At 71.0% G+C, this 22,065-nt stretch carries 17 protein-coding genes; 8 read left to right on the top strand and 9 right to left on the bottom strand.

Features of this window, described 5'->3' with window-relative positions:
- Positions 1 to 57: 57 nt before the first annotated feature.
- On the top strand, positions 58 to 1,770 hold the full coding sequence (locus AQJ84_RS30880) for a DUF4062 domain-containing protein (protein ID WP_053191832.1): 1,713 nt from the start codon (positions 58 to 60) through the stop codon (positions 1,768 to 1,770).
- Complete coding sequence (locus AQJ84_RS30885) at positions 1,767 to 4,628, top strand: nSTAND1 domain-containing NTPase (protein ID WP_030043163.1); 2,862 nt, start codon at positions 1,767 to 1,769, stop codon at positions 4,626 to 4,628. Before AQJ84_RS30880 ends, AQJ84_RS30885 begins: the two co-directional genes overlap by 4 nt.
- Before the next feature lie 61 nt (positions 4,629 to 4,689).
- Here AQJ84_RS30885 and AQJ84_RS30890 read toward each other — a convergent pair whose 3' ends face one another.
- Together AQJ84_RS30890 and AQJ84_RS30895 are read right to left on the bottom strand one after the other, a co-directional pair.
- Positions 4,690 to 5,400, bottom strand: coding sequence for a LuxR C-terminal-related transcriptional regulator (locus tag AQJ84_RS30890; protein ID WP_030043162.1), 711 nt, complete (start codon positions 5,398 to 5,400; stop codon positions 4,690 to 4,692).
- Positions 5,400 to 6,689: an ATP-binding protein gene (locus tag AQJ84_RS30895; protein WP_030043161.1), complete on the bottom strand. Its 1,290-nt coding sequence runs from the start codon at positions 6,687 to 6,689 to the stop codon at positions 5,400 to 5,402. Before AQJ84_RS30895 ends, AQJ84_RS30890 begins: the two co-directional genes overlap by 1 nt.
- A 179-nt stretch (positions 6,690 to 6,868) precedes the next feature.
- Between AQJ84_RS30895 and AQJ84_RS30900 the strand changes: the two genes are divergently transcribed.
- Positions 6,869 to 8,422, top strand: a complete 1,554-nt coding sequence (locus AQJ84_RS30900; protein ID WP_030043160.1) for a PspC domain-containing protein — start codon at positions 6,869 to 6,871, stop codon at positions 8,420 to 8,422.
- The gene (locus AQJ84_RS30905) at positions 8,409 to 8,651 is read left to right on the top strand and encodes a hypothetical protein (RefSeq protein WP_030043159.1); all 243 of its coding nucleotides are present in this window, start codon (positions 8,409 to 8,411) and stop codon (positions 8,649 to 8,651) included. The genes AQJ84_RS30900 and AQJ84_RS30905 overlap by 14 nt, the downstream gene beginning before the upstream one ends.
- 37 nt (positions 8,652 to 8,688) lie before the next feature.
- Here the strand turns inward: AQJ84_RS30905 and AQJ84_RS30910 are convergent, their stop codons facing one another.
- Positions 8,689 to 9,234, bottom strand: a complete 546-nt coding sequence (locus AQJ84_RS30910; protein ID WP_078632253.1) for a DoxX family protein — start codon at positions 9,232 to 9,234, stop codon at positions 8,689 to 8,691.
- A 128-nt stretch (positions 9,235 to 9,362) separates the two neighbouring features.
- Positions 9,363 to 10,652 carry a hypothetical protein gene (locus AQJ84_RS30915; protein ID WP_053191834.1) on the bottom strand — a complete coding sequence of 430 codons (1,290 nt, stop codon included), beginning with the start codon at positions 10,650 to 10,652 and terminating at the stop codon, positions 9,363 to 9,365.
- A gap of 158 nt (positions 10,653 to 10,810) precedes the next feature.
- Here AQJ84_RS30915 and AQJ84_RS30920 point away from each other — a divergent pair, with 158 nt between their 5' ends.
- Positions 10,811 to 11,704 (top strand): DUF4429 domain-containing protein, encoded by an 894-nt coding sequence (locus AQJ84_RS30920; protein ID WP_053191836.1) that lies wholly within the window; start codon positions 10,811 to 10,813, stop codon positions 11,702 to 11,704.
- Positions 11,705 to 11,720: 16 nt separating this feature from the next.
- Here the strand turns inward: AQJ84_RS30920 and AQJ84_RS30925 are convergent, their stop codons facing one another.
- Entirely contained in the window at positions 11,721 to 12,530 is an 810-nt protein-coding gene (locus tag AQJ84_RS30925) for a class II aldolase/adducin family protein (protein WP_053191838.1), read from the bottom strand.
- A 138-nt stretch (positions 12,531 to 12,668) separates the two neighbouring features.
- Between AQJ84_RS30925 and AQJ84_RS30930 the strand changes: the two genes are divergently transcribed.
- Entirely contained in the window at positions 12,669 to 13,133 is a 465-nt protein-coding gene (locus tag AQJ84_RS30930; protein WP_030043154.1) for a pyridoxamine 5'-phosphate oxidase family protein, read from the top strand.
- A 12-nt stretch (positions 13,134 to 13,145) separates the two neighbouring features.
- Here AQJ84_RS30930 and guaA read toward each other — a convergent pair whose 3' ends face one another.
- Positions 13,146 to 14,720 (bottom strand): glutamine-hydrolyzing GMP synthase, encoded by a 1,575-nt coding sequence (guaA, locus tag AQJ84_RS30935; protein WP_030043153.1) that lies wholly within the window; start codon positions 14,718 to 14,720, stop codon positions 13,146 to 13,148.
- A 314-nt stretch (positions 14,721 to 15,034) separates the two neighbouring features.
- On the opposite strand from guaA, the gene AQJ84_RS30940 reads away from it, so the two are divergent.
- Entirely contained in the window at positions 15,035 to 15,316 is a 282-nt protein-coding gene (locus AQJ84_RS30940) for a chorismate mutase (RefSeq protein WP_030043152.1), read from the top strand.
- A gap of 655 nt (positions 15,317 to 15,971) precedes the next feature.
- Here the strand turns inward: AQJ84_RS30940 and AQJ84_RS30945 are convergent.
- Entirely contained in the window at positions 15,972 to 17,126 is a 1,155-nt protein-coding gene (locus AQJ84_RS30945) for a hypothetical protein (protein ID WP_030043151.1), read from the bottom strand.
- A 232-nt stretch (positions 17,127 to 17,358) separates the two neighbouring features.
- Between AQJ84_RS30945 and AQJ84_RS30950 the strand changes: the two genes are divergently transcribed.
- Positions 17,359 to 18,408, top strand: a complete 1,050-nt coding sequence (locus AQJ84_RS30950) for an LAETG motif-containing sortase-dependent surface protein (RefSeq protein ID WP_030043150.1) — start codon at positions 17,359 to 17,361, stop codon at positions 18,406 to 18,408.
- Between the two features lie 115 nt (positions 18,409 to 18,523).
- On the opposite strand, the gene AQJ84_RS30955 is transcribed toward AQJ84_RS30950, so the two are convergent.
- Both AQJ84_RS30955 and AQJ84_RS30960 read right to left on the bottom strand, forming a co-directional pair.
- A complete protein-coding gene (locus tag AQJ84_RS30955) occupies positions 18,524 to 20,299 on the bottom strand; it encodes a GMC family oxidoreductase N-terminal domain-containing protein (protein ID WP_030043149.1) in 1,776 nt (591 codons plus the stop codon).
- 75 nt (positions 20,300 to 20,374) lie between these two features.
- Positions 20,375 to 21,988, bottom strand: a complete 1,614-nt coding sequence (locus AQJ84_RS30960) for a succinic semialdehyde dehydrogenase (RefSeq protein WP_053191840.1) — start codon at positions 21,986 to 21,988, stop codon at positions 20,375 to 20,377.
- Positions 21,989 to 22,065: the final 77 nt, after the last annotated feature.

Here is a 22,065-nt window from a genome sequence, read left to right on the forward strand (position 1 = left end):
ACTCGCCGTCGCCGCCTGTACCTTGTTCTGCACCGCGTGAGGAGCGAGGTACGTAGGGTGAGGGTCTATCTGTCGTCGACGGTGGCCGACCTGGAGGGATGCAGGGCAGCGGTGCTGACCGCACTGCGTCGGCTCCGGTTGGACGTCATCGCCATGGAGGACTACGCCGCCTTCGACGAGCGCCCGGTGGAGCGATGCCTGGCCGACGTGGAGGGGTGTGACCTGTACATCGGGCTCTTCGCCTTCCGCTACGGTTTCGTGCCCGAGCCCGGTCCGCTGAACCCGGACGGACGGTCGATCACCGAGCTGGAGTACCGCAAGGCCGGGGCGGCGGGACGCACGCGGCTGATCTTTCTGGTCAAGGACGGCACGCCGTGGCCGACCGACCACATCGACGCCCTGACCGAAGCCGGTGAGAACCCCGGCGACAGGATCAAGGGCCTGCGTACGGATCTGATGAAGGAGCACGGCGTCGGCTGGTTCGGCAACCCCGACCAGCTCGCGGCGGTGGTGGTGGGGGCCGTCGCGCCCCACCTGCAGCTTCCCGTGGGCGGTGCCGACTCTCCCCGGCCCGTCGCGGAGCCGCCGCATCCCCGGCGGCTGACCCACGACCTGCATCTGCTGCACGCCCTCAAGGACCGGCCCGTGGCCGACAAGTTGGTCTCCGCCGTCCGAGGCTCGTGGGACGTCACGACCTCCACCACGCACCTGCTGGCGTCCACCACCGAGGAGATCCTGGCACTGGACCGAGCGGTGACTTCGGCGCGTGCGGTAGGCCTCCTGCTGTCCCCGTCAGTGATCACGATGCTCGACGAGGACCCTGAACGCTCCCGCAGGATCCTGGACCTGGCCCGGGCCCGCACCGCGGCCCCGCTGCTCGGCATCACCGCACCCGGCACCGACCCCGGCGTGGCGTCCGACGGGGCTCGTTGGGGCATCACCGAGGCCCTGGGCGAGTCACCGACACAGCCACTCCACAACCAGCTCCACGCGGCCTTGTCGAGGTTCGTCGGGCTGCTCCGCCCCGACCAGGAGATCGGCCTGCCCGTCGTGGTGGTGGCCATGACCGGGCCGGAAGCGGACGGTCTGCTGCGCACCGCGTCCGGGCCGGTGGCGGACATCGTCCGCGGCTTCGGTCTGCCCCCGGAATCGGTCCTCGCCCGGTACGGCGCCTCCCGGGCGGACTGGAGACCGTTCGGCGAGAAGAGACGGACCATCACCCAGGTTCTGGAGAGCGCGGTGGCAGGGGTCAACGATCCCGACCTGTTCCTCCGCGGCAGGCAGATCAGGCTGCAGCCCTACCTTTTCGACGATCTGCTCTCGTACGACCCGGCCCACTCCCTCGTCTACCGGGACATCGCCCGCAACGGCTGCCTCGTCGTGGCCGACGAGCTCTCCCTCCTCCATCCGGAGTTGGAGTCCGCCTTCCTCTCGTCCCCGCTCTACCGAGGCGCCCAGGTCTCCCTGATCACCCTTTCTCCCGGCGACCCGGCTGCCGGCACCCCGCACGAACTCATCCGGCGCGAACTGGCCAGTCGGCTCAGCCACACCGACCACCGCTTCGGCGGCGAACTCGATCCCCTCTGTGAGATGAACGTGGCCAGCGGACGCCACCTCGACCGGTGGCTGCGCGCCAGCCTGCCGCAGACCCTGGACGCCTACCGCAACGCCCGGCCCAGCCCTGACAAGGCCCGGCTCCTGGAGGCCGAGCTGGGCACCCGTCCCAATGTGTCGATGGCCCGGCTCGTCACCGAAGGCGGAGCGACGTGATCGTCACCTTCTACTCGTACAAGGGCGGCGTCGGCCGGTCCATGGCGCTCGCCAACATCGCCGACCAGCTGGCCCGCAGCGGCATGCGCGTGCTGATGGTCGACTTCGACCTGGAGGCGCCCGGCCTGGAGCACTTCTTCCCCATCAGCCACGAGCGCGTACGCGGCCGGGAGGGACTGCTCGACCTGCTGCTCGCCTTCAAGTACGCGATGTCCGTCGCCTCCGCGGAAACGTCCGAGGGCGAGGACGCCTTCCGCGACCTCGACCGCTACGTCTCGACCGTGTACCCGCGGCGCTCGGACGGCGGCTGCCTCGACCTGCTCCCGGCGGGACTGCGTCTGACGGACGAGCAGATCAGTCGATACGGCGCCGAGTTGCGTCGCTTCGACTGGCATGACTTCTACTTCGTCTGGTCGGGCGAGCTGTTCTTCGAGTGGTTCCGCCGCACCTGCGCCGAGCGGTACGACGTCGTCCTCGTCGACAGCCGCACCGGCGTGACCGAGTTGGGCGGCGTCTGCGCCTACCAGCTGGCCGACACCGTCGTCGCCCTGTGCGCGCCCAACCTCCAGAACATCGAGGGCACGGCGTGGATGGTCCGCCACTTCCTCTCCCCTCAGGTCCGCGCCGTACGCCGCGACCGACCTTTGGAGGTTCTGGTCGTCCCCGCCCGCGTCGACCAGCACGACCCCGACCTCCTCGCCGGCTTCGCCGACCGCTTCCGCCGCAGCTTCGACCCGTTCACCCCGGCCGCCCTGAAGCAGGCGGGCCTCCCCTTCTGGGACCTCCAGGTCCCCTACGCGCCCGCCTACGCCTTCGACGAACAGGTCATCACCGACCCGGGCCGCGCGGAGGAGCGGCGGAGTCTGGCGAACGCGTACGCCAGCCTGCGTGGGGCGATCACCCTGCTGGCCCCCGACGACAACCCACTCGCGTCGCTGCGGCCCGCATCCGCACCCAGCCGCCCGGGCGGGGGCGCGACGGAGCCGGTCGAGACGCGTTACGACCCCACCTCGCACTTCGCGTCGGCGGATGTCTTCCTGTCGTACCGTGCCGCCGACATGGAGACGGCGGATCAGATCCGAGAACTGCTGACCGGACGGGGCAATCTTCAAGTCGCCGAGCCACTGACGGGCCAGCTGTGGGATGAGATCCCCCGGGCGAAGGTCAACCTGGTCCTCGTCGGCCCACCGGGAGAGCTGGGCGCGTACCAGCGGCACGAACTCCACACCCTGTCGGCGAGGGAGGACGCGCGCCTGATGCCGGTGCTGTTGCCCGGGGTCAAGCGGCTGCCGGGAGCGTTGCGGGAGTTCCCGTACATCGACTTCCGAGGAGGCCTGGACATGGACGGGCTGCTGCAGACCGTCCAGGCGGGACTGAGGTCACCGGTACCGGCCGACCAGGGGCCCGACACCCTTCCGAGGAGTCCGTACCCCGGGCTCGCGCCCTTCTCTGAGGCTGACGCCGGCTTGTTCTTCGGACGGGAGGAACTGGTCAGCGCTGTCCTGCACTCCTTGGGCCAGGACCAGATGTGTACGATCCTCGGCGGCCCGGGCAGCGGTAAGACGAGCCTCGTGAACGCGGGAGTGCTGCCGGCGTTGCGCGCGGGCCTCCTTCCGGGCAGCGACCTGTGGCCGATCGTCAGGGTTCACCAGCACGGCGGCGCGGAGGGATTGCTGGAGGCGCTGCGTTCTCTGGTGAGCCGTCGGCAGGACAGCGGGTCGGACCTGGGGCCGGAAGACCTGACCCGAGCGCTCGGCGCCCAGTTCGACCGCGTGGTGGTGGTACTCGACCAGTTCGAGGAGCTGTTCACCAGCGCCGATGCCGACCGGCGCGCGCAGGTCATCGGGCTGCTGCGAAGACTGACCGACGCTCCTGATCCGGTGCTCCTCCCCCTCACCGCCCTGCGCAGCGACTTCCTCGTCCAGGCCCACGAACACGCGTCTTTCCTCGTGGGACGCACCGTGATCGTCCCGCCCATGTCACGCGAAGAACTGCGACAAGCCGTGCTGATGCCGGCCCGGGCCACTGGACTGCAGCTGGAGCCCGGGCTTGTCGAACGTCTCATGCAGGACATGGGCGACGAGCCACGCTCCCTGGCGCTCCTGCAGTCCGTCCTTCTCTCGATGTGGCAACGGCGGGTGGACGGCTACCTCACCCATCGGTCGTACGAGGGGTCCGGCGGAGTGCAGGGCGGCCTGGCCCACGCCGCGGAGACGCTGTTCTCCTCCCTCTCACCGGATGACCGGAGCCGGGCTCGTGAACTCCTGCTGAGTCTCGTCGCGTTCGCTCCCAACGGTCCGCCCGTGGGACGAACAGTGCTCGCAAGTACCGTCACGGCGATGGGAGCCGCCGAGGTCTGTGAGCTGATGCTTCGCCACCGGCTGCTAGTCACCACGGACGATGCTCAGAACGAAGCCCGCGTACGGCTCTCCCACCAGGCGGTCATGGGCGCGTGGCCAAGGTTCCGGGACTGGATCGAGGAGGCCAGGTCCGAGCTCGAACTGCGTCAGAAACTGATCGCGGCCGCCGAGGACTGGGCCCGCTCCGGGCGCGATCGAAAGGGACTGCTCGGTGAGGAGAGCGTGACCTTCATCCGTACCACGGCAGACCTGCGGAAGCTCAGTCCACTCGAGATGGCCTATGTGGAGGAGTCGCGGGCTGACGCCGAGAAGGCCCGCAGACTACGGCTCCTGAGCGGCGGCGGCCTGATGGTCGTCCTGTTGGCAGCCTTGGCCCTAGTGGTCTGGCTCGAAGCATCGGTACTCCTCACTGTGACCACGGTCATCAGCACCCTTGCCTTCCCCATCCAGTCCGCGTATCTGACGCTCCGACGTGAACGCCGTTCACTCACGCTGTGATCCGGGCCGGCCCTGGGGATGGGCAAGACGGTCTGGTTCGAACTCTCGGCACAGCCGCCGGCTAGACGAGCCTCCGCGCGGTCGCCCAGCGGGTCAGCTCATGCCGGTTCGAGAGCTGCAACTTCCGCAGCACCGCCGAGACATGCGACTCCACCGTCTTCACCGAGATGAAGAGCTGCTTGGCGATCTCCTTGTAGGCGTAGCCCCGGGCGATCAGTCGCAGGACCTCACGCTCGCGCTGGGTGAGGCGGTCGAGGTCCTCGTCGACCGGTGGCGCGTCCGTGGAGGCGAACGCGTCCAGTACGAAACCGGCGAGCCTCGGGGAGAAGACGGCGTCGCCCTCCTGGACCCGGAAGATGGAGTTGATCAGGTCCGTGCCGGTGATCGTCTTGGTGACGTAGCCGCGCGCGCCGCCGCGGATCACGCCGATGACGTCCTCCGCCGCGTCCGAGACGGACAGGGCGAGGAAGCGCACGGGTTGCTCGGCGTCGGACATCAACGGGGCGCAGCGCCGCAGGACTTCGACGCCGCCGCCACCCGGGAGGTGGACGTCGAGGAGGACGACCTCGGGGCGGGTCGCGGTGATGACCGTGACCGCCTGGTCGACGTCCGCGGCCTCACCGACGACCTCGACGCCGGTCTGCTCGGTCTGGCCGATCTCGGCCTGGACTCCCGTACGGAACATGCGGTGATCGTCGACGAGGACCACGCGCACGTGGCGCGCACCCGCGCCGCCGCCCGCCGCGTCGGTCCCCTCGGTCGGGTCGCTCATCACGTCTTCTCCGCCCTCTCCATCTCCAGTTCGACCTCCGTGCCGCCGTCGGGCACCGCGCGCAGCCGCGCCGTGCCCCCGTTGCGCTCCATGCGGCCGATGATCGATTCTCTGACGCCCATGCGGTCGGCGGGTATCGAGTCGAGGTCGAAGCCGGGGCCGCGGTCACGGACGGACACGAAGACCGTCTTTCCCTCGACCTCGGCGAAGACCTGGACGGCGCCGCCCTCGCCACCGTACTTGGCGGCGTTCACCATCGCCTCGCGTGCGGCCTGCATCTGTGCCGCGATTCTCTCGTCGAGGGGGCAGTCGCCGACGACGACCACCTCGATGGGAACGCCGTGCTTGTCCTCGATCTCCGCGGCGTTGCGCCGCACCGCGTCGGCGAGGGTGGTGGGCTCGTCGGCCTCCTCCTTGCCGGTGCCCTCGGGCTTGTAGAGCCAGGTGCGCAGGTCCCGCTCCTGCGCGCGGGCGAGTCGGCGCACCTCGCCGGCGTTCTCCGCGTTGCGCTGGATCAGGGTCAGGGTGTGCAGCACCGAGTCGTGGACATGGGCGGCGACCTCGGCGCGCTCCTGGGCACGGATGCGCATCAGGCGTTCCTCGGAGAGGTCCTGGGTCATGCGGACCAGGTAGGGACCGGCCAGCAGGGTTATGCCGACCAGGACCGCGAGGGCCGCCTGCAGGACCGAGCCGAGGTGGGCGGCGGAGCCCTGCAGCACGAAGACACCGGAGACACCGGCGGTGACCAGCAGGACGCCGACCACGGCACGCAGCAGGCTGAGCGTGCGCCGGCGGCGGCCGGCCTCGACCCAGCGGGCCCGGCGGGCGTTGTCCGCCTGGCGCCAGACGAGGGCGACACCCGCGCCGACGAGGACGACGGGCCAGAGGTAGGCCTTGGCGCCGTTTCCGAGGTTCACGTTGCCGACGAAGACCATCGCCACGACGACCATGAGGAGCAGGGCGACTATCTGCCCCTTGTCGGGCCGGCGGGTGACGAGTCTGCGGCGGCCGTCCGGCGAGGTCTCGGTGGTGACGAGGGACGGGGGTTTCTGACCGCCGACGCCACCGATGCCGAGCGGGACGAAGAACCAGAACGCGGCATACAGCAGGGCGCCGAGGCCGTCCGCCATGAACAGACCGACGAAGACGAGCCGCACCCAGATCACGGGCAGGCCGAGATGCCCGGCGAGCCCCCGCGCCACGCCCCCGAGCCAGCGTCCGTCGCTGCTGCGGTAGAGCTTGCGCGGCGGCCGCGGTTCGACAAGTGGCGCTGCTGCGGCTTCCGGCATGCCAACGATGGTCACACGGCGGCAGGGCCGGGGCATCAGGGTTGTCCCCCGAGACTCCCCTGATCTTCGACGCCCGCGGCCGTCGAACGCTTCCCCGGCGTCGGCTCAGGGCAGATATCAGGGTCCGGCCAGGGTCGTTCCGACTCCCGCGGCGGCGGCTCGCCCGTCACCATGGAGCCATGACCGATCACGAGCACGCCGCGACGGGTCCGGGACCCGGCTCCGGCCCACGCCCCCTGCCGGGCGCCGGGCCGCAGGATGCCGCGCCCGCCGCGGATGCCCCGGCCGCCGCGGGTGCGGAGCCGCACGCGGACGGCCCTGCCGCCGCGGGCGAGGCCTCGCGCGCGTACGTACGTGCGGGCGCGCAGGAAGAAGGAAGGACAGCCGGCAAGGCCACGACGGACACCGACACCGCGACGACGGGCACCGCCACCGCCACCCCGCAGTCCGACACGGGCGAGCTGCCCCACGGGTTCCGCCGCGACCGCCCGCACCAGATGCTCGCCGGGGTCTGCGCCGGGCTGGGGCGGCAGTGCGACATGGACCCGGTGATCTTCCGCATCACCCTCGCGGTGCTGTCCGCGACCGGCGGCATCGGCCTGATCTTCTACGGCTTCGCATGGCTCTTCGTCCCGTACGAGGACGAGGACGAGAACGAGGTGCGCAAGCTGCTGACCGGCCGCGTCGACGGCCAGGCCCTGGCGGCGGTACTGTTCGCGCTGGTCGGCTGCGGGGTGTTCCTGACGCTGCTGAACAACGGCGGGGTGCTGACCTTCGCCGTGGTCCTCTCCCTGCTCCTCGCGGGTGCCGGGTACTGGTCGCGGCATCGCGGCGCCCCCGACACCGACCCGTTGGCCGCCCAGGCGGTGTCCGACGCCCCGCCGGAGGCGCAGGCACCGCCGGTGCCCGCCGCCTACCCGTCCTGGTGGCGCGATCCCATCGTCAAGGACGGCACCCATGTGGGGGGCACGGGCTATCTGTGGGGCCCCGAGGACTCCCGGGACCGGGACGTCGCGGCCGCCGTCAACATCGGCCTGGGCGCCTCCTGGCGCCGCCGCGAGGACATACGCACCCCGTACGTCCGGCCGCCCAAGCCGCGCGGGCCCCGCGGGATCGGCGGCTGGGTGTTCTGGCTCGCCCTGCTCGCGGGCGGCCTCGGCACCCGTTTGACGTGGGACGACCACACCCTGGGCACCAGCCTGCAGGCCGGCCTGGCCTGTGCGCTCGCGGTCCTCGGCATGGGGATCGCGGTCAGCGCGTTCCTGGGGCGCACGGGAGCGGGATCGATCTTCCTGGCGATCGTCACAGCCGGTCTGCTCGCCGCCTCGGCGGCCCTGCCGAAGGACATCACCACGCACTGGGAACGCACGGACTGGCGCCCCGCCACAGCGGGTGAGGTACGGCGGGAGTACGAGCTCGGCACCGGCGTGGGCACCCTGGACCTGAGCCGGCTGGACCTGGCGAAGAAGCAGACGGTGACCACGCGGGCCGATGTGGGGATGGGACGGCTGCTGATCATCGTGCCCGCCGACGTGACCGTGGAGCTGAGCATCGACGTGGGCGTGGGCGACATCCAGTTGCCGGGCGACGACAAGAAGGACGTGGACGTGGCACCGGGCAAGCACAAGGAGGTGACCCTGGCACCGACGGCCGGCGGCAAGGGCACCGGCACCCTGGACCTCGATCTCGGCGTCGGCATCGGACAGGCGGAGGTGCGCCGTGCTGCGTCATGAGTTCCAGCCGGGGAGGCTGGTCGCCGGGTTCTTCCTGATCCTCGCGGGCGTCGTCTACGCGGGCGACGCGGGCGGACTCTGGGAGACCCCGTGGTTCGTGGTCATCCCCGTCGTCACGGGCGGCCTCTGCGTGGCGGGCGCGGTCGGCGTCCTGGCACAGGCCGTCCGCGGTCGCCGCGGAGCGGGCCGTACGAACCCCGCCGGGGCGCAACCACGGGAACCGAGCTGACGAGACCGCCCGCCCCCGGCCGACGCGCGCCCCACGCTCAGTACCCGTAGCCGCCGTAATCCCCCGCTCGCCGTCGGCGTCGCCGGCCCCGCAGGGCCGCGTCGAGGGAGAGGAGGGGGGCGCCGGCCAGGATCAGGGGGATCCAGGCCATGAGGTAGACGAGGTCGTTGCCGTAGTAGTAGGGGTCGGCGGCCCAGCTCACGGTCAGCCACAGACTGAGGGAGATCAACGCGCCGCCGAGCGCGGCCAGGCGGGCGAGGAGGCCGATGAGGGTGCCGATCCCTACGGCGAGTTCACCGAAGGCGATGGCGTAACCGAAGCCGACGGGGTTCTTCAGGGACAGGTCGACCAGGGCGGGGATCGCGGAGGAGTCGCGCACGGTGCGCATCAGGTCCCCGACCGATCCGGAGCCGGAGTCCTTCAGGAAGGCGCTGTCGGTGAGCTTGTCCAGGCCGGCGTAGACGAAGGTGACGCCGAGGAAGATGCGGAGCGGGAGCAGGGCGTAGCGGGTGGCGTTGTCCCGCCAGCCCGTGCCGCCGTCGGGATAGGAGGAGTGGGTGTCCGTACGCATGCCGTGAGTCATAGCTGCTAGCCGCCTCTCGCCCGCTGTGCCGTGACCCCTCGGACTGACGATACGTACGACAGGGAAAACCCGCTCAATCCTGTCCGGACCGGTTTCTGCGACTTGAGGGGTTTCGGCCACGCTCCCGATCAGTCCGTCACGTCGATCGTGTACCGGTTCGTCTCGACGCCGGCGGCCGTCACCACCTGTACCTCCACCCGGCCCGGCTCCACGTCGGCGGGCACGGGCACGGTCAGGACGGCGTCCGTGGGGTTGCTGAAGCCGCCGGCCACCGGGACCAGGGGGACGTGGACGTTGACCGGGCCGATGCGCACGACCATCCGGGACAGCCGGTCGGCGTCCTGCGCGCCGGGCGGCACGAAGGCGGCGCCCCGGATCTCGATGTCGTCACCGGTGCGGATCGGCCCGTCCAGGTCGCCGGCCTCACGGGCACGTACGACGGAGAGGATGACCGGCCGGCCGCCCTCGGCGTACTTGCCGGCGAGGTAGGTCGCGGCGGACACGAGGACCACCACCGCGAGGCCCCACGGCAGGTCCGGCAGCTGGTCGGGGCGGCGGGCGAGGCGTACGGCGGCGAACAGGAGGGCGACCGTGCTGATGACGACGTACTGGATGTCGGCGAAGGTTCCGCGGCCCGCGTCGTCGGTCAGCAGGTCGGCGGCCCTCGGCCGGTACGCCCGGACCTTCTGCAGTCGCTGCCCGAGCACCCGCAGCCCGACCACGCGCCGTACCAGGACGGCGATCCCGCACACCACGGCGAGGACCGTCACCACACCCGCGCCGCGGGTGAGTTCGAGGCCGGCGATCAGCGCGTCACGCTCGGCGTGCTCGGAGGCGGCGGCGAGCCGGCCCACCAGCACCAGGACGGCGTACGCGACGAACAGCACCCAGCCGACCGCGACCGCCCGGGACGTGGAGAGGCGGTTGTCCTCGCCGATCACCGGCGCGAGCGCGCCGCCGCGCGCCCGGTGGAACCAGGAGGCGGCCGTGAGGGCCCCGGCCACCAGCAGGGCGGCCAGCAGGCCGGCGGTGCGGGCCGAGGTCCAGCCCGCGCCGATCGCCGTGAGCGCCTGTACGAGCAGCAGCAGGACGACCAGCGCCCACACGACACCCGCCGTGCGGCTCCACAGGCGCGCCAGCCAGGCCTCGCCCTCGGCGCGGCCGCGTTCGGCGACGAGTTCCGCGGACTGGGTCAGTTCCTCCGAGACCCACTGGCGGGAGGCGGAGGCCGAGTGGGCCACCGCCGCCGGAAGTCCCTGGCCGGCCGCGTACTCGTCCCGCTTGAGCAGGAACTCCGCGACCGCCCTGCGGTGTCCCGCACGCGCCCCGTGCGGGCAGTCCCCGCAGGTGCAGCCACCTCCGTGCGCGCTCCCGTACGCGCCCGAGTCCGCGCTCTGTCTCGCCTCCTGCACCGCCACGCCCGACGCCCGCCTTTCCCCGCCCGTTTTTGGGCCCCGCAACTCCCGTGTGATGACAGCGAATTGTGCCCTACGGAACACGGTCCGTGCGGGGCAGGTCCGGTCAGGGCGGGGGGAAGGGCGGGGCGCCGTGTTGACCCGGCTGCGAGAATTTCCCCATGGCCGAGATCATCCAGCGCGACGGGACCTGGGCCTTCGACGGGAGCACGGTCAGGATCACTCCGGGACTCCATCGCTCCGTGCCGCTGTTCCGGCAGACGTACGGCGAGGTCGTCGTGCCCCTGGAGGCCATTTCGGGCATCGCCTTCGAGCCCGAACGCAAGCGGGGCCGGCTGCGCATGCGGCTGCGCGAGGGCGCCGACCCGCTGCTGCACGCGACCGGGGGCCGGCTGCCCGACCCGGCCGATCCGTACCGGCTGCTGGTGGAGGTCGACCGGGCGGGGGTCGCGGAGTACGTGGCCGAGGAGATCCGCCGCTGTCTGCTGCTGGACCAGGTCCCCGCGGAACCGACCAAGGCCTACCTGCTGCCCGGCCCGCCGGTGCCGGTCTCGGTCCGTTCCTCCGACGGCACGGTCTCCTTCGACGGCTCCCGGGTCCGGATCGACTGGGCCGACACCTCGGACCGGGTCAAGCGGGCGACCGGGCCGCGCATCATCGACCTCGGTGATCTGGTGCAGGTCGAGTGGCTGCCCAACTCCGGCTACGAGGACGGCTTCCTGCGCTTCGTGACCCGCGAGACGACGCTGTCCAAGCTGCCGCCCGAGAAGGACCCGTACGCCCTGGACCTGTGGGGCAGCGCCCGCCGCGATCTGCTCACGGCGCTCGTCGCCACCGCGGTCACGGCCCGGCTGCCGCACCCCTCCACCCGCACCGGCACGGAGGGCGGCGGGCGCAGTGCCCTCCGCCCGCCGACGGCGCCGGTACCGCCGCAGGCCGACCACCACGACGTACTCCTGCGGCGGCTCAGGGAGTTGGGCGACCTGCACCGGGACGGGGTGCTCACGGACGAGGAGTTCACGATGACGAAGGCAGCCGTCCTCCGGGACTTCTAGGCCCTTGGCCGGACCCTCAGCCGAGCAGGTCCGGCTCGCTCCGGCTGACGTCCTGCCACATCGGCTGGTAGTTGATCCAGGCCACCAGGTCGCCGCCCAGCTGCTCACGCGTGGCCACCGCCGCCTTGTGGTCGATCAGCAGGGGCCGCCCGGCCGCCTTCGCGGTGAGCTGGACCTGGCAGGACCGCTCCAGGGAGACGAACCACCAGGCCGCCGCGTCCACCGAGTCGCCGACCGTCAGCAGCCCGTGGTTGCGCAGCACGAGCGCCTTGCGGGTACCGAGGGCGGTGGCGATGCGGCGGCCCTCGTCGGCGTCGACGGCGACGCCGGTGTAGGCGTCGTACAGGGCGTGGTCCTCGTAGAAGGCGCAGCTCTCCTGGGTGATGGGGTCCAGGAAGTCGCCCAGCGCGGAGAGGGCGCGGCCGTGCACCGAGTGACAGTGGGCGACCGCGACGACGTCGGGGCGGGCGGCGTGCACCTGGGAGTGCACGGTGAAGGCCGCCTGGTTGACGTGGTAGCCGCCCTCGATGACCTGGCCGTCGGAGTTGGCGAGGACCAGGTCGCTCACGGTGACGTGTTTGAAGGGCATCCCGAACGGATTGACCCAGAAGCAGTCGCTGTACTCCGGGTCGCGGGCGGTGATGTGCCCCGAGACACCGTCCTCGAAGCCGAGCCGCCCGAAGATCCGCAGGGCGCCCGCGAGCCGTTCCTTGCGGTGCCGGCGTTCCTCGTCGACCGAGTCGTGCATCGGCGGCATGGCGAACCGGAGCCGGTCGGTGGGGAGCGGCTGGGGTGGAGTGGGCCCGGCTTCGGGCGTCCCGTGCATCTGTCCTCCAGCACTGGGTTGCTTACGTGGCGGAAGTTACCGTCGGTCAGGGCAGGAGAACAGCGCTGATTTGTAAAGATGAGGCGTACGAGCATTACCGGACAGAAGATGTCGGGTATCGGCGCGAGACTGGCGGGTATGAACTGGGCAGCCTTCTCCTCCGCGGAACCCGACCTGGCCGAGACCGTCGAAGCCCGTTTCGGCGCCTTCACCCATCATGTCCTCGCGACCTTGCGCAAGGACGGCTCGCCGCGCACCAGCGGCCTGGAGGTGCGTTTTTGGGCCGGTGAGCTGTGGCTGGGCATGATGCCGTCACTCAAGGCTCGCGACCTGCTCCGGGACCCGCGTTTCACACTCCAGGCCAATCCGGGGGACGGCACCGGGATGGGCGGCGGTGACGTCCGGATCAGCGGGCGCGCGATCGAGGTGGACGATCCCGAGACCATGGCCGGGTACGCCGAGGAGGTGGAACCGCCGGAGCAGTTCCACCTCTTCCGCACCGAGCTGACGGAGGTCGTGCGGACCCACGTCGAGGACGACACGTACCTGGTCGTCCAGGTCTGGAAGCCCGGAGAGCCGGTGCGGACCCTCAAGCGGACGTGATCCCCGAGGGGGTCACTCCCACTCGATGGTGCCCGGCGGCTTGCTCGTCACGTCCAGGACGACCCGGTTGACGTCCGCGACCTCGTTGGTGATCCGCGTCGAGATCTTCGCGAGGACGTCGTACGGCAGCCGCGACCAGTCGGCCGTCATGGCGTCCTCGGACGACACGGGCCGCAGCACGATCGGGTGGCCGTAGGTGCGGCCGTCACCCTGGACGCCGACGCTGCGCACGTCCGCGAGCAGGACCACCGGGCACTGCCAGATGTCCCGGTCGAGACCGGCCGCGGTGAGCTCCTCACGGGCGATGGCGTCGGCGTCACGGAGCAGGTCGAGCCGCTCCCTGGTGACCTCGCCGACGATACGGATGCCCAGGCCGGGACCCGGGAACGGCTGGCGCTGGACGATCTCCTCCGGCAGGCCGAGCTCCTGGCCGACCATCCGGACCTCGTCCTTGAACAGCTTGCGCAGGGGCTCGATCAGCTGGAACTCGAGGTCCTCGGGCAGGCCGCCCACGTTGTGGTGGGACTTGATGTTGGCGGTGCCGGTACCGCCACCGGACTCGACCACGTCGGGGTACAGGGTGCCCTGGACCAGGAACTCCACCGCCGGCCCCTCGTCCGCGATGATCTCCGCCTGCGCCTGCTCGAAGACGCGGATGAACTCCCGGCCGATGATCTTCCGCTTCTCCTCGGGGTCGCTGACCCCCTTGAGCGCGTTGAGGAACCGCTCCTGGGCGTCCACGACCTTCAGCTGTACGCCGGTCGCCGCGACGAAGTCCTTCTCGACCTGCTCGGTCTCGCCCTTGCGCATCAGGCCGTGGTCGACGTACACGCAGGTCAGCTGGGAGCCGATGGCCTTCTGGACGAGGGCGGCGGCGACGGCGGAGTCCACGCCGCCGGACAGACCGCAGATGGCGCGCCGGTCGCCGACCTGCTCGCGGATGGCCGCGACCTGCTCGTCGATGACGTTGCCGGTCGTCCACGAGGGGGTGAGGCCCGCGCCGCGGTAGAGGAAGTGCTCCAGGACCTGCTGGCCGTGCGTGGAGTGCATGACCTCGGGGTGGTACTGGACGCCGTAGAGCTTCTTCTCGTCGTTCTCGAAGGCGGCGACCGGGACGACGTCCGTGGAGGCCGTGACGGAGAAGCCCTCGGGGGCGGCGGAGCAGGCGTCGCCGTGCGACATCCACACGGACTGCTCGTCCGGGGTGCCCTCGAACAGGGTGGAGCCGGACTTCGAGACGTGCAGCGGCGTACGGCCGTACTCGCGGGCGCCGGTGTTGTCGACGGTGCCGCCGAGGGTCTGCGCCATCAGCTGGAAGCCGTAGCACATGCCGAAGACGGGGACGCCGGCCTCGAAGAGCTCGCGGTCGAGGCGGGGGGCCTGCTCGGCGTACACCGAGGAGGGGCCGCCGGAGAGGATGATCGCCGCCGGGTTCTTGGCGAGCATCTCGGCGACCGGCGTGGTGCTCGGCACGATCTCGCTGTAGACCCGGGCCTCACGGACGCGGCGGGCGATGAGCTGGGCGTACTGTGCGCCGAAGTCGACGACCAGGACGGTGTCGGGGGCGGCGTTTGTCGCTGATGACACGGGGTGCCTTCCGGCGGTGGGGCGGGGGTCTGTGAGACCGATTCTAACGGGGTGGCCGCGGGTGGCGTCCCCGTCTGCCGAGGGCTCCGCCCGAACCCCGGCCCAGGCCCGTGGCATACTGCCGTCATGCTCACGCACCCGACCTTCCTCTTTACCTATGGCAACCGGCCCACCGGCTGCCATGGTCGTGCTGCTTGAGCCACTGACAAGCGACTTCCCAGGCGCCCCGGGCCGACAAGGTCCGGGGCGCCTGGTGTTTTCCGGATCTGAATCTCGCTCCGGGGTGCTGCCTACCGAACCGTTGAGGAGCCCCCATGACCGCCATCGACCTGACCGGCGCCCGTACCCCCGAGGCCGCCGACGTGATCACCGGAGCCCGTGAGCGCATCGACGCGCTCGACGACCGGATCATCGGGCTGATCCAGGAACGGATGGCCGTGTCCGCGGTGATCCAGGAGGCCCGGATCACCTCCGGCGGCCGCCGCGTGAACCTCTCGCGCGAGATGGACGTCCTCCACCACTACAGCGAGGCGCTGGGCAGGCCCGGTACGTCCGTCGCGATGACGTTGCTCGAGCTGTGCCGGGGTCGCATCTGAGCGTCGTATCCGAGAGTCGTCCCTGAGGGGCGCCCCTGACGGTCGTATCTGAGTTCGGGCCCGCTCTCACCCGTACGGCGCGTGACCGTGACGTGAGGCGCTTCGTTGGTGGTGGTGTCCGTGCCAGCCAGGGGCGGGCCCGAAAGAACCACGCGTGGCTCGCTGGAGCGATGAGACGTACGGATCGTGCCGTGTGTCGTGGGACCTCGCTCCAGACAAGTGACCGGACGGCAGGGGACAGCAGCCCGGTCACCCAAGAGAACGGCCGGCTCCGGGGACGCCCGGAGCCGTCCGGCGGGACGTCCAGGCCAGGTGTCCGAATTCCAAAATGTCCCAGTCAAAATACCCAAGTCCGGGTCAAACGGTTGCGGTGGCCGCGTCCATCGAGCACGATGCCTAGACAGCCCCCAAGTCCCGCCGTAGACAACTGCATTGATGTGCACCGCCGTACTGCCAAAGGTCGAGACCATCCGCGCGCCCCGAACGCGCCGGGGCGCCGACCGGAGCGGGAAGGCGAGCGGCCACCCGAAGACCAGCGGCGCAACCCCCCGGCGCCGCTCCCAGGCACCGACGCTGCCCTGACGTCGGTGCTGACGAAAGAAGGGCCCCGCGGCTTCGGCCTGCGGGGCCCTTCGCATGCGGTCTGTCCGGCGCGTCAGGTGCGCGACACCGTCCCACACGTCCCCGCGCCGTCGGCGCCGATGTCACGGCTACGGTCGTACGGGTCCGTCATGGGGCCGGTGGCCGCGTCCGTGGGCGTGGTCGACGGGAACTGCGGGTGCAGGAAACCGTCGTGGACGTCGCAGGCCGTGTTGCCGACGTCCCGGGCGTACTGCACCACGTTCAGGCGGTCGGGAGTGGTCACGTAGCGGGCGGGGTCGAGGAGCTCGACGTCGATGGCGCGGCGCACGATGGTGCGGGTGACCTCGGTCGAACCGTCGGTGCGCACGACCGGGTAGACGAAGGTGTAGTCGGCGTGCACGGCCACCCCGCCCTGGCCGCCCTTCTCGAACGTCATCCGGCCGCGCGTCTTGATCACGTCGCCGACGAGGCGTACGTCGTCGGAGTCGAAGCGGCTGAACAGCCGCAGCGGGTCGTTGTCCTTGTCGGGCGCGCGCAGGGACCGGTTGAGATCGTCGAACATCTCGGGCTGTTTCGGGTCGAGCACCGCGAGGGCGGCCTCGGGGCGCCCGCCGCTCACGGTCTTCGGGTCCAGGTTCGCCGCGACCAGCAGCTTCCTGGTCAGCCGGAGTGCCTGCTCGACCCGGTCCTCGGACAGCCCGTCGACGGCCTTCGCCTTCGGCAGGACGATGCCGGCCTCGCCGTCGGCCCACCGCAGCGCAGGCGAACCGGCGAACGGCTCGTCCAGGGTGGGGGTCTCGGCGTCCGTCGCGCCGGGCGGTGCGGTCGGGGCCGCCGACTCCGGTGGCAGCGCCGAGGTGGCGGTCTCCGTCGTACCGGCGCCGAAGGGGTCGCCCGGCAGCAGTGACGGTTTCATCGCCACGACCGCCACCGCGACGGCGAGCGGAATGCCGATGACCGCCCACAGGCGGCGGCGCCGGGCGGACCGCCCGTGCGTCTCCTGCCAGGCCGGACCGGTGCGCCAGCCCTCGGGCAGCTCACCTCGGGCCTCCTGCTGCCGCAGCCGCTCGGTCACCATGCGGGCCCGGGCGGACGGCTCCTTCGGGGCGGAGCCACGGGTGTCGCGCTCGCTGTCCTCGACGAACTTCTGCCACATCTCGTCGGATATGGGGGCGTCGTCTCCCTGCCCCGAACCGGGTCTGGGCTCTTCGGACGGTCTGTCGGCCACGGAACCGTACGCCTCTCTCGCGCCTTGGATTTTCGGCAGCTGAGCGTACGTCAGCTCGGCCACACCCCTGAACGGTGATCCAGGTCACATAAGAATCCTGTGAAAGTGAGGGCAACCATTCACAGGCTTCGCGGATCAAACCATGCGAACCAAGGGCCACACCCGCGCCCCACACGCGGAGGCCTCTCCCAACGTGCCGCGACCGCGGCACACGGATTCTTTGAGGTCTTCAATGAAGCTTCGCCGTGCCATGGCGGCAGCGGCCGCGACGGCCGTCATAGCCCCGCTCGCCCTGCTCTCCGCTCCGACCGCGTTCGCGACGGACGACACTCCTGACACGTCGACGAGCAGCCCGGCCGCGGAGGAGACCACGCCCTCCGCCGAGGAGAGCACTCCGGCCGCCGACACCAGCACTCCGGCCGCCGACGAGAGCACTCCGGCCGCGGACGAGAGCACCCCCGCCGCCGACACCAGCACTCCGGCCGCCGACGAGAGCACCCCCGCCGCGGACACCAGCTCCCCGGCCGCCGACGAGAGCTCGCCGGCCGCCTCCCCGTCGCCGAGCGCCAGCGAGAGCGCGCCCGCCGACCCCGAGCTCTGCGTCGACGAGGACGGCAACAGCACCGCCGAGCTCAGCGCCGACGTGACCAGCGGTCTGGCCGGGCTGCCCGAGACGATCGTCGCCGGCGGCGGCTGGACGGCCTTCTCCTTCAACGTCTCCAACAACGGCGACGACGAGATCAAGGACATCAAGCCGCTCATCGGCGTCGCCGCGATCGGCTGGGAGGACGCGGAGGACTACTCCGGCGAGATCAAGGTCCAGGTCTTCAACTCGGGCACCCGCACGTGGGACACCATCGCGGACGCCGCGGGCGAGGGTGGCACCTTCCCCTCGTTCTCGCTCGGTGCCGGCCAGTCGATCTCCTACAAGCTGCGGCTGAGCGTCAGCGGCAAGGTGCCGGACTCGCTCGGTCTGACCGGCGGTCTCGCCGAGTACGCGGACGACGAGGGCTGCTGGGTCGCCGACGACCCGAACGGCTGGGTCTACTTCTTCGACATCCTGGCCGCCGGCTCCGACGCCGGTGACCCGAACGACGCCAAGCCGCAGGGTGGCAAGACGGACCTGACGGACGTCAACGAGGTCTCCGCCACCGGCACCCTCGCCGAGACCGGCTCCAGCTCCGCGCTGCCGATGATCGGCCTCGTGGGCGGCGTCGCCGTCGTCGCGGGTGCGGGCGCGGTGTTCGTGGTGCGTCGCCGGAAGGCGGGCGCGGAGGCGTAAGTCTCACCGCGAGAAAGAGAAGGACCTGCGCTCGGAGGGGGGCGCAGGTCCTTCTCGCGTTCGTGGGCTGTCGCTCACTTCTTGAGCGGGCACACCGACTTCTCGGGCGGCACGCTCACTTCTTGGGCGGCACCGCCGGCATCCCCAGGAACGGCAGCTTCAGCGCGCCGAAGGCGTCCGCCGGGACCGCCGGGGCGCCCGGTTCCACCGGCCGCAGGCGTTCGTACGCCTCACCCTGGGCCGGACGCGGGTCGGCCTCGCCCTTGTTGGGCCAGAACGACATCGCGCGTTCGGCCTGCGCGGTGATGGTGAGGGAGGGGTTCACCCCCAGGTTGGCGGAGACCGCGGCGCCGTCGACGACCGAGATGCCGGGGTGGCCGTAGAGACGGTGGTACGGGTCGATGACCCCGGTGTCGCGGGAGGAGCCGATCGGACAGCCTCCGAGGAAGTGGGCGGTGAGCGGGGTGCCCATCAGCTCGCCCACGTTGGAGCCGGCGAAGCCGTTGATCTCGGCGGCGATCGCCGACGCGCCCTCCGAGGCCGCCTTGATCTGCTTGGGGTTCGGGGAGCCGTGGCCCTGGCGGGCGGTCAGAAGGCCCTTGCCGACCCCGTCCGGTTTCAGGTACGTCGTCAGCGAGTTGTCCAGCGACTGCATCACCAGGCCGATGATGGTCCGCTCCGACCAGCGGCGGTTGGAGAGCGAGCGCAGGACCTGGACGGGGTGGCGGGCGGCGTTCCGCAGCCAGGCCAGGACTCGGGACGAGCCGTCGGCGTACGGGACTTGAAGGATCGACAGGCCGCCCATCGAGTTGGAGCCCTTGCCGTAGCGCACCGGCTCGATGTGGGTGTTGGCGTCCGGGTGGATGGACGAGGTGATGGCCACCCCGCGCGTGAAGTCGACCTTCCGCTCGCCGGTCACCTTGCGGTAGCGACGGTTGTCGGTCTGCGCGCCGACCAGCGCCTCGGAGTTGGTGCGGGTCAGCTCGCCCAGCTTCTCCGAGAGGTGCGGCAGCTGGCCGCCCTGCTTCATGCGGTGCAGCAGGGTCTGGGTGCCGTAGGTGCCGGCCGCGAGGACGACCCGGCGGGCCTTGAAGGTCCGGCCCGCGTTGTTCCTGCGGTCGGTCGCGAGCGTGGCCACCGCGTAGCCGCCCTGCGAGTCGTCCGTGACCGACACGACCGTCGTGAGCGGGTGGACCACCGCGCCCGCCTTCTCGGCGAGGTACAGGTAGTTCTCGTTGAGGGTGTTCTTCGCTCCGTGCCGGCAGCCGGTCATGCACTCGCCGCACTCGTTGCAGGCCCGGCGGGACGGGCCCGCGCCGCCGAAGTAGGGGTCGGCCACCCGCTCGCCGGGTTTCGCCTTCGCGGCGCCGTCGGCGTCCTCGCCGTCGCCGAAGAACACCCCGACCGGCGCCATGTGGAAGCTGTCGCCGACGCCCATCCGCTCGGCGGCCGCCTTCAGGTGCACGTCGGACGGCGTCATCGTGGGGTTGAGGCGCACGCCCAGCATCCGCCGGGCCTGGTCGTAGTACGGCGCCAGCTCCTCCTGCCAGTCGGTGATGTCACGCCACTGCGGGTCCTCGAAGAACGGCTTCGGCGGGACGTAGAGGGTGTTGGCGTAGTTGAGGGAACCGCCGCCGACGCCCGCGCCCGCCAGGACCATGACGTTGCCGAGGAGGTGGATGCGCTGGAGGCCGTACATGCCGAGCTTCGGCGCCCACAGGTAGTTCTTCAGGTCCCAGGAGTTCTTCGGGAGCGTGGCGGGGGTGAAGCGGCGGCCTGCCTCCAGGACGCCTACGCGGTAGCCCTTCTCCGTCAGGCGAAGGGCGGTCACCGAACCGCCGAAGCCCGAGCCGACGACGATGACGTCGTAGTCGTAGGTGTCCTGTGGCACGTGCTGGCTCCTCGTTGAGTGTGCAGTGCGGGTGATGCGTGGCTGGTCGCGCGGTTTCCCGCGCCCCTGGGTCGGCTACCTGAACCGGAAGGCCTTCATGAGCCGGAGACTGCGGCTCATGAACTGGGCGTACTTCTCGTCGTCCATTCCCAGCGAGGGAGCCATCGGCAGCAGCCGCTGCTGGGCCACCGTCTGGGCCTCGGTGTACTTGAGGATGCCCTCGGAGCCGTGGCGGCGGCCGAGGCCGGAGTCCTTCATGCCGCCCATCGGGGACTGGACACTGCCGTAGGCGGGGGCGTAGCCCTCGTTGACGTTGACCGTGCCGGTACGCAGCCGGGCGGCCACCTCTCGGCCGCGACGGCCGTCCTTGGTCCAGACGGACGAGTTGAGGCCGTACGACGTGGAGTTGGCCTGCTCTACGGCCTCGTCTTCGGTCTTGAACCGGTAGATGGACACGACTGGGCCGAAGGTCTCCTCGCCGCACACGGACATCGGCTCCGTGACGCCGTCCAGGATCGTCGGCTCGAAGAAGTACGGGCCGATGTCCGGGCGGGCCACCCCGCCGGCCACGATCCTCGCGCCCTTGGCGGCGGCCTCCTCCACGTGCCGGGTGACGGTCTCCAACTGCCGCTCCCCCACCAGGGAGCCCATGTCGGCCCCGTAGGCGAGCGAGGTGCCGAGCCGCATCGCCTTGGTGCGGGCGGCGAAGCGCTCCAGGAAGGCCTCGGCGATCGACTCGTGGACGTACAACCGCTCGATGGAGATGCAGAGTTGGCCGGCCGAGGAGAAGCAGGCGCGGACGGCGCCCGCGGCCGCCTTCTCGATGTCGGCGTCCTCCAGGACCAGCATGGCGTTCTTGCCGCCGAGTTCGAGGGAGACGCCGATCAGGCGGGCGGCGGCACCCTGGGCGACCTCGCGGCCGGTGCGGGTGGAGCCGGTGAAGGAGACGTAGTCGGCGTGCCTGACCACCTCGGGGCCGACGACCGGGCCCTCGCCGAGGACGACCTGGAAGACGTCGGCGGGCAGCCCGGCCTCGATGAGGAGGTCACGGGCCCACAGCGCGGTGAGGCAGGTCTCCGTGTCGGGCTTCATCACGACCGCGTTGCCCGCGACGAAGGCGGGTATCGCGTCGCCGACGGAGAGTTCGAGCGGGTAGTTCCAGGGGGCTATCTGCCCCACGACCCCGCGCGGGTGGCGGAGTTCGGTGACCTTGGTGAGGGTCGGTACGGCGCCGGCGTGCCGCTTGGGACGCAGGTAGGAGGACGCCCTACGGCCGTAGTGCCGGGCCGCGACCGCCACCGCCTGCACCTCCTCGTGGGCGTGCAGTCGGGCCTTGCCGGTCTCCAGCTGTATGAGGTCGAGGACTTCGGCCTGGCGTTCGAGGATCAGGTCGTGGAAGCGGAGCAGAACGGCGGCGCGTTGGCGTACCGGCGTCTGCGCCCACACCGACTGCGCCCTGCGGGCCGCGTCGTAGGCCTTCTCCACGTCCGCGGGCGTGGACTCGGGCAGGTCCGCGAGCTTCTCGCCGGTGAACGGCGTGTGGTTCGCGGTCCGTCCGGAACCGACCACGCCCTTGGTGAGCTGGGCGATCAGCTCCGGGGTGACCACGTCGGCCGCGGTACGGGCGCCCGCGGGGGCGGGGGCGATGGGGTTCGTGCCGGTCTTGGCCGGGGCCTGCGCGTCCGTCATGAGCCGCAGGGTATGACGCGGGGGCGGCTTTGGGTACCCGTCGGTAATAGGGATTCACGGAGTACGCACACATTGCC

It is taken from the genome of Streptomyces resistomycificus (genome assembly GCF_001514265.1).
In the GTDB taxonomy this organism is placed as follows: domain Bacteria; phylum Actinomycetota; class Actinomycetes; order Streptomycetales; family Streptomycetaceae; genus Streptomyces; species Streptomyces resistomycificus.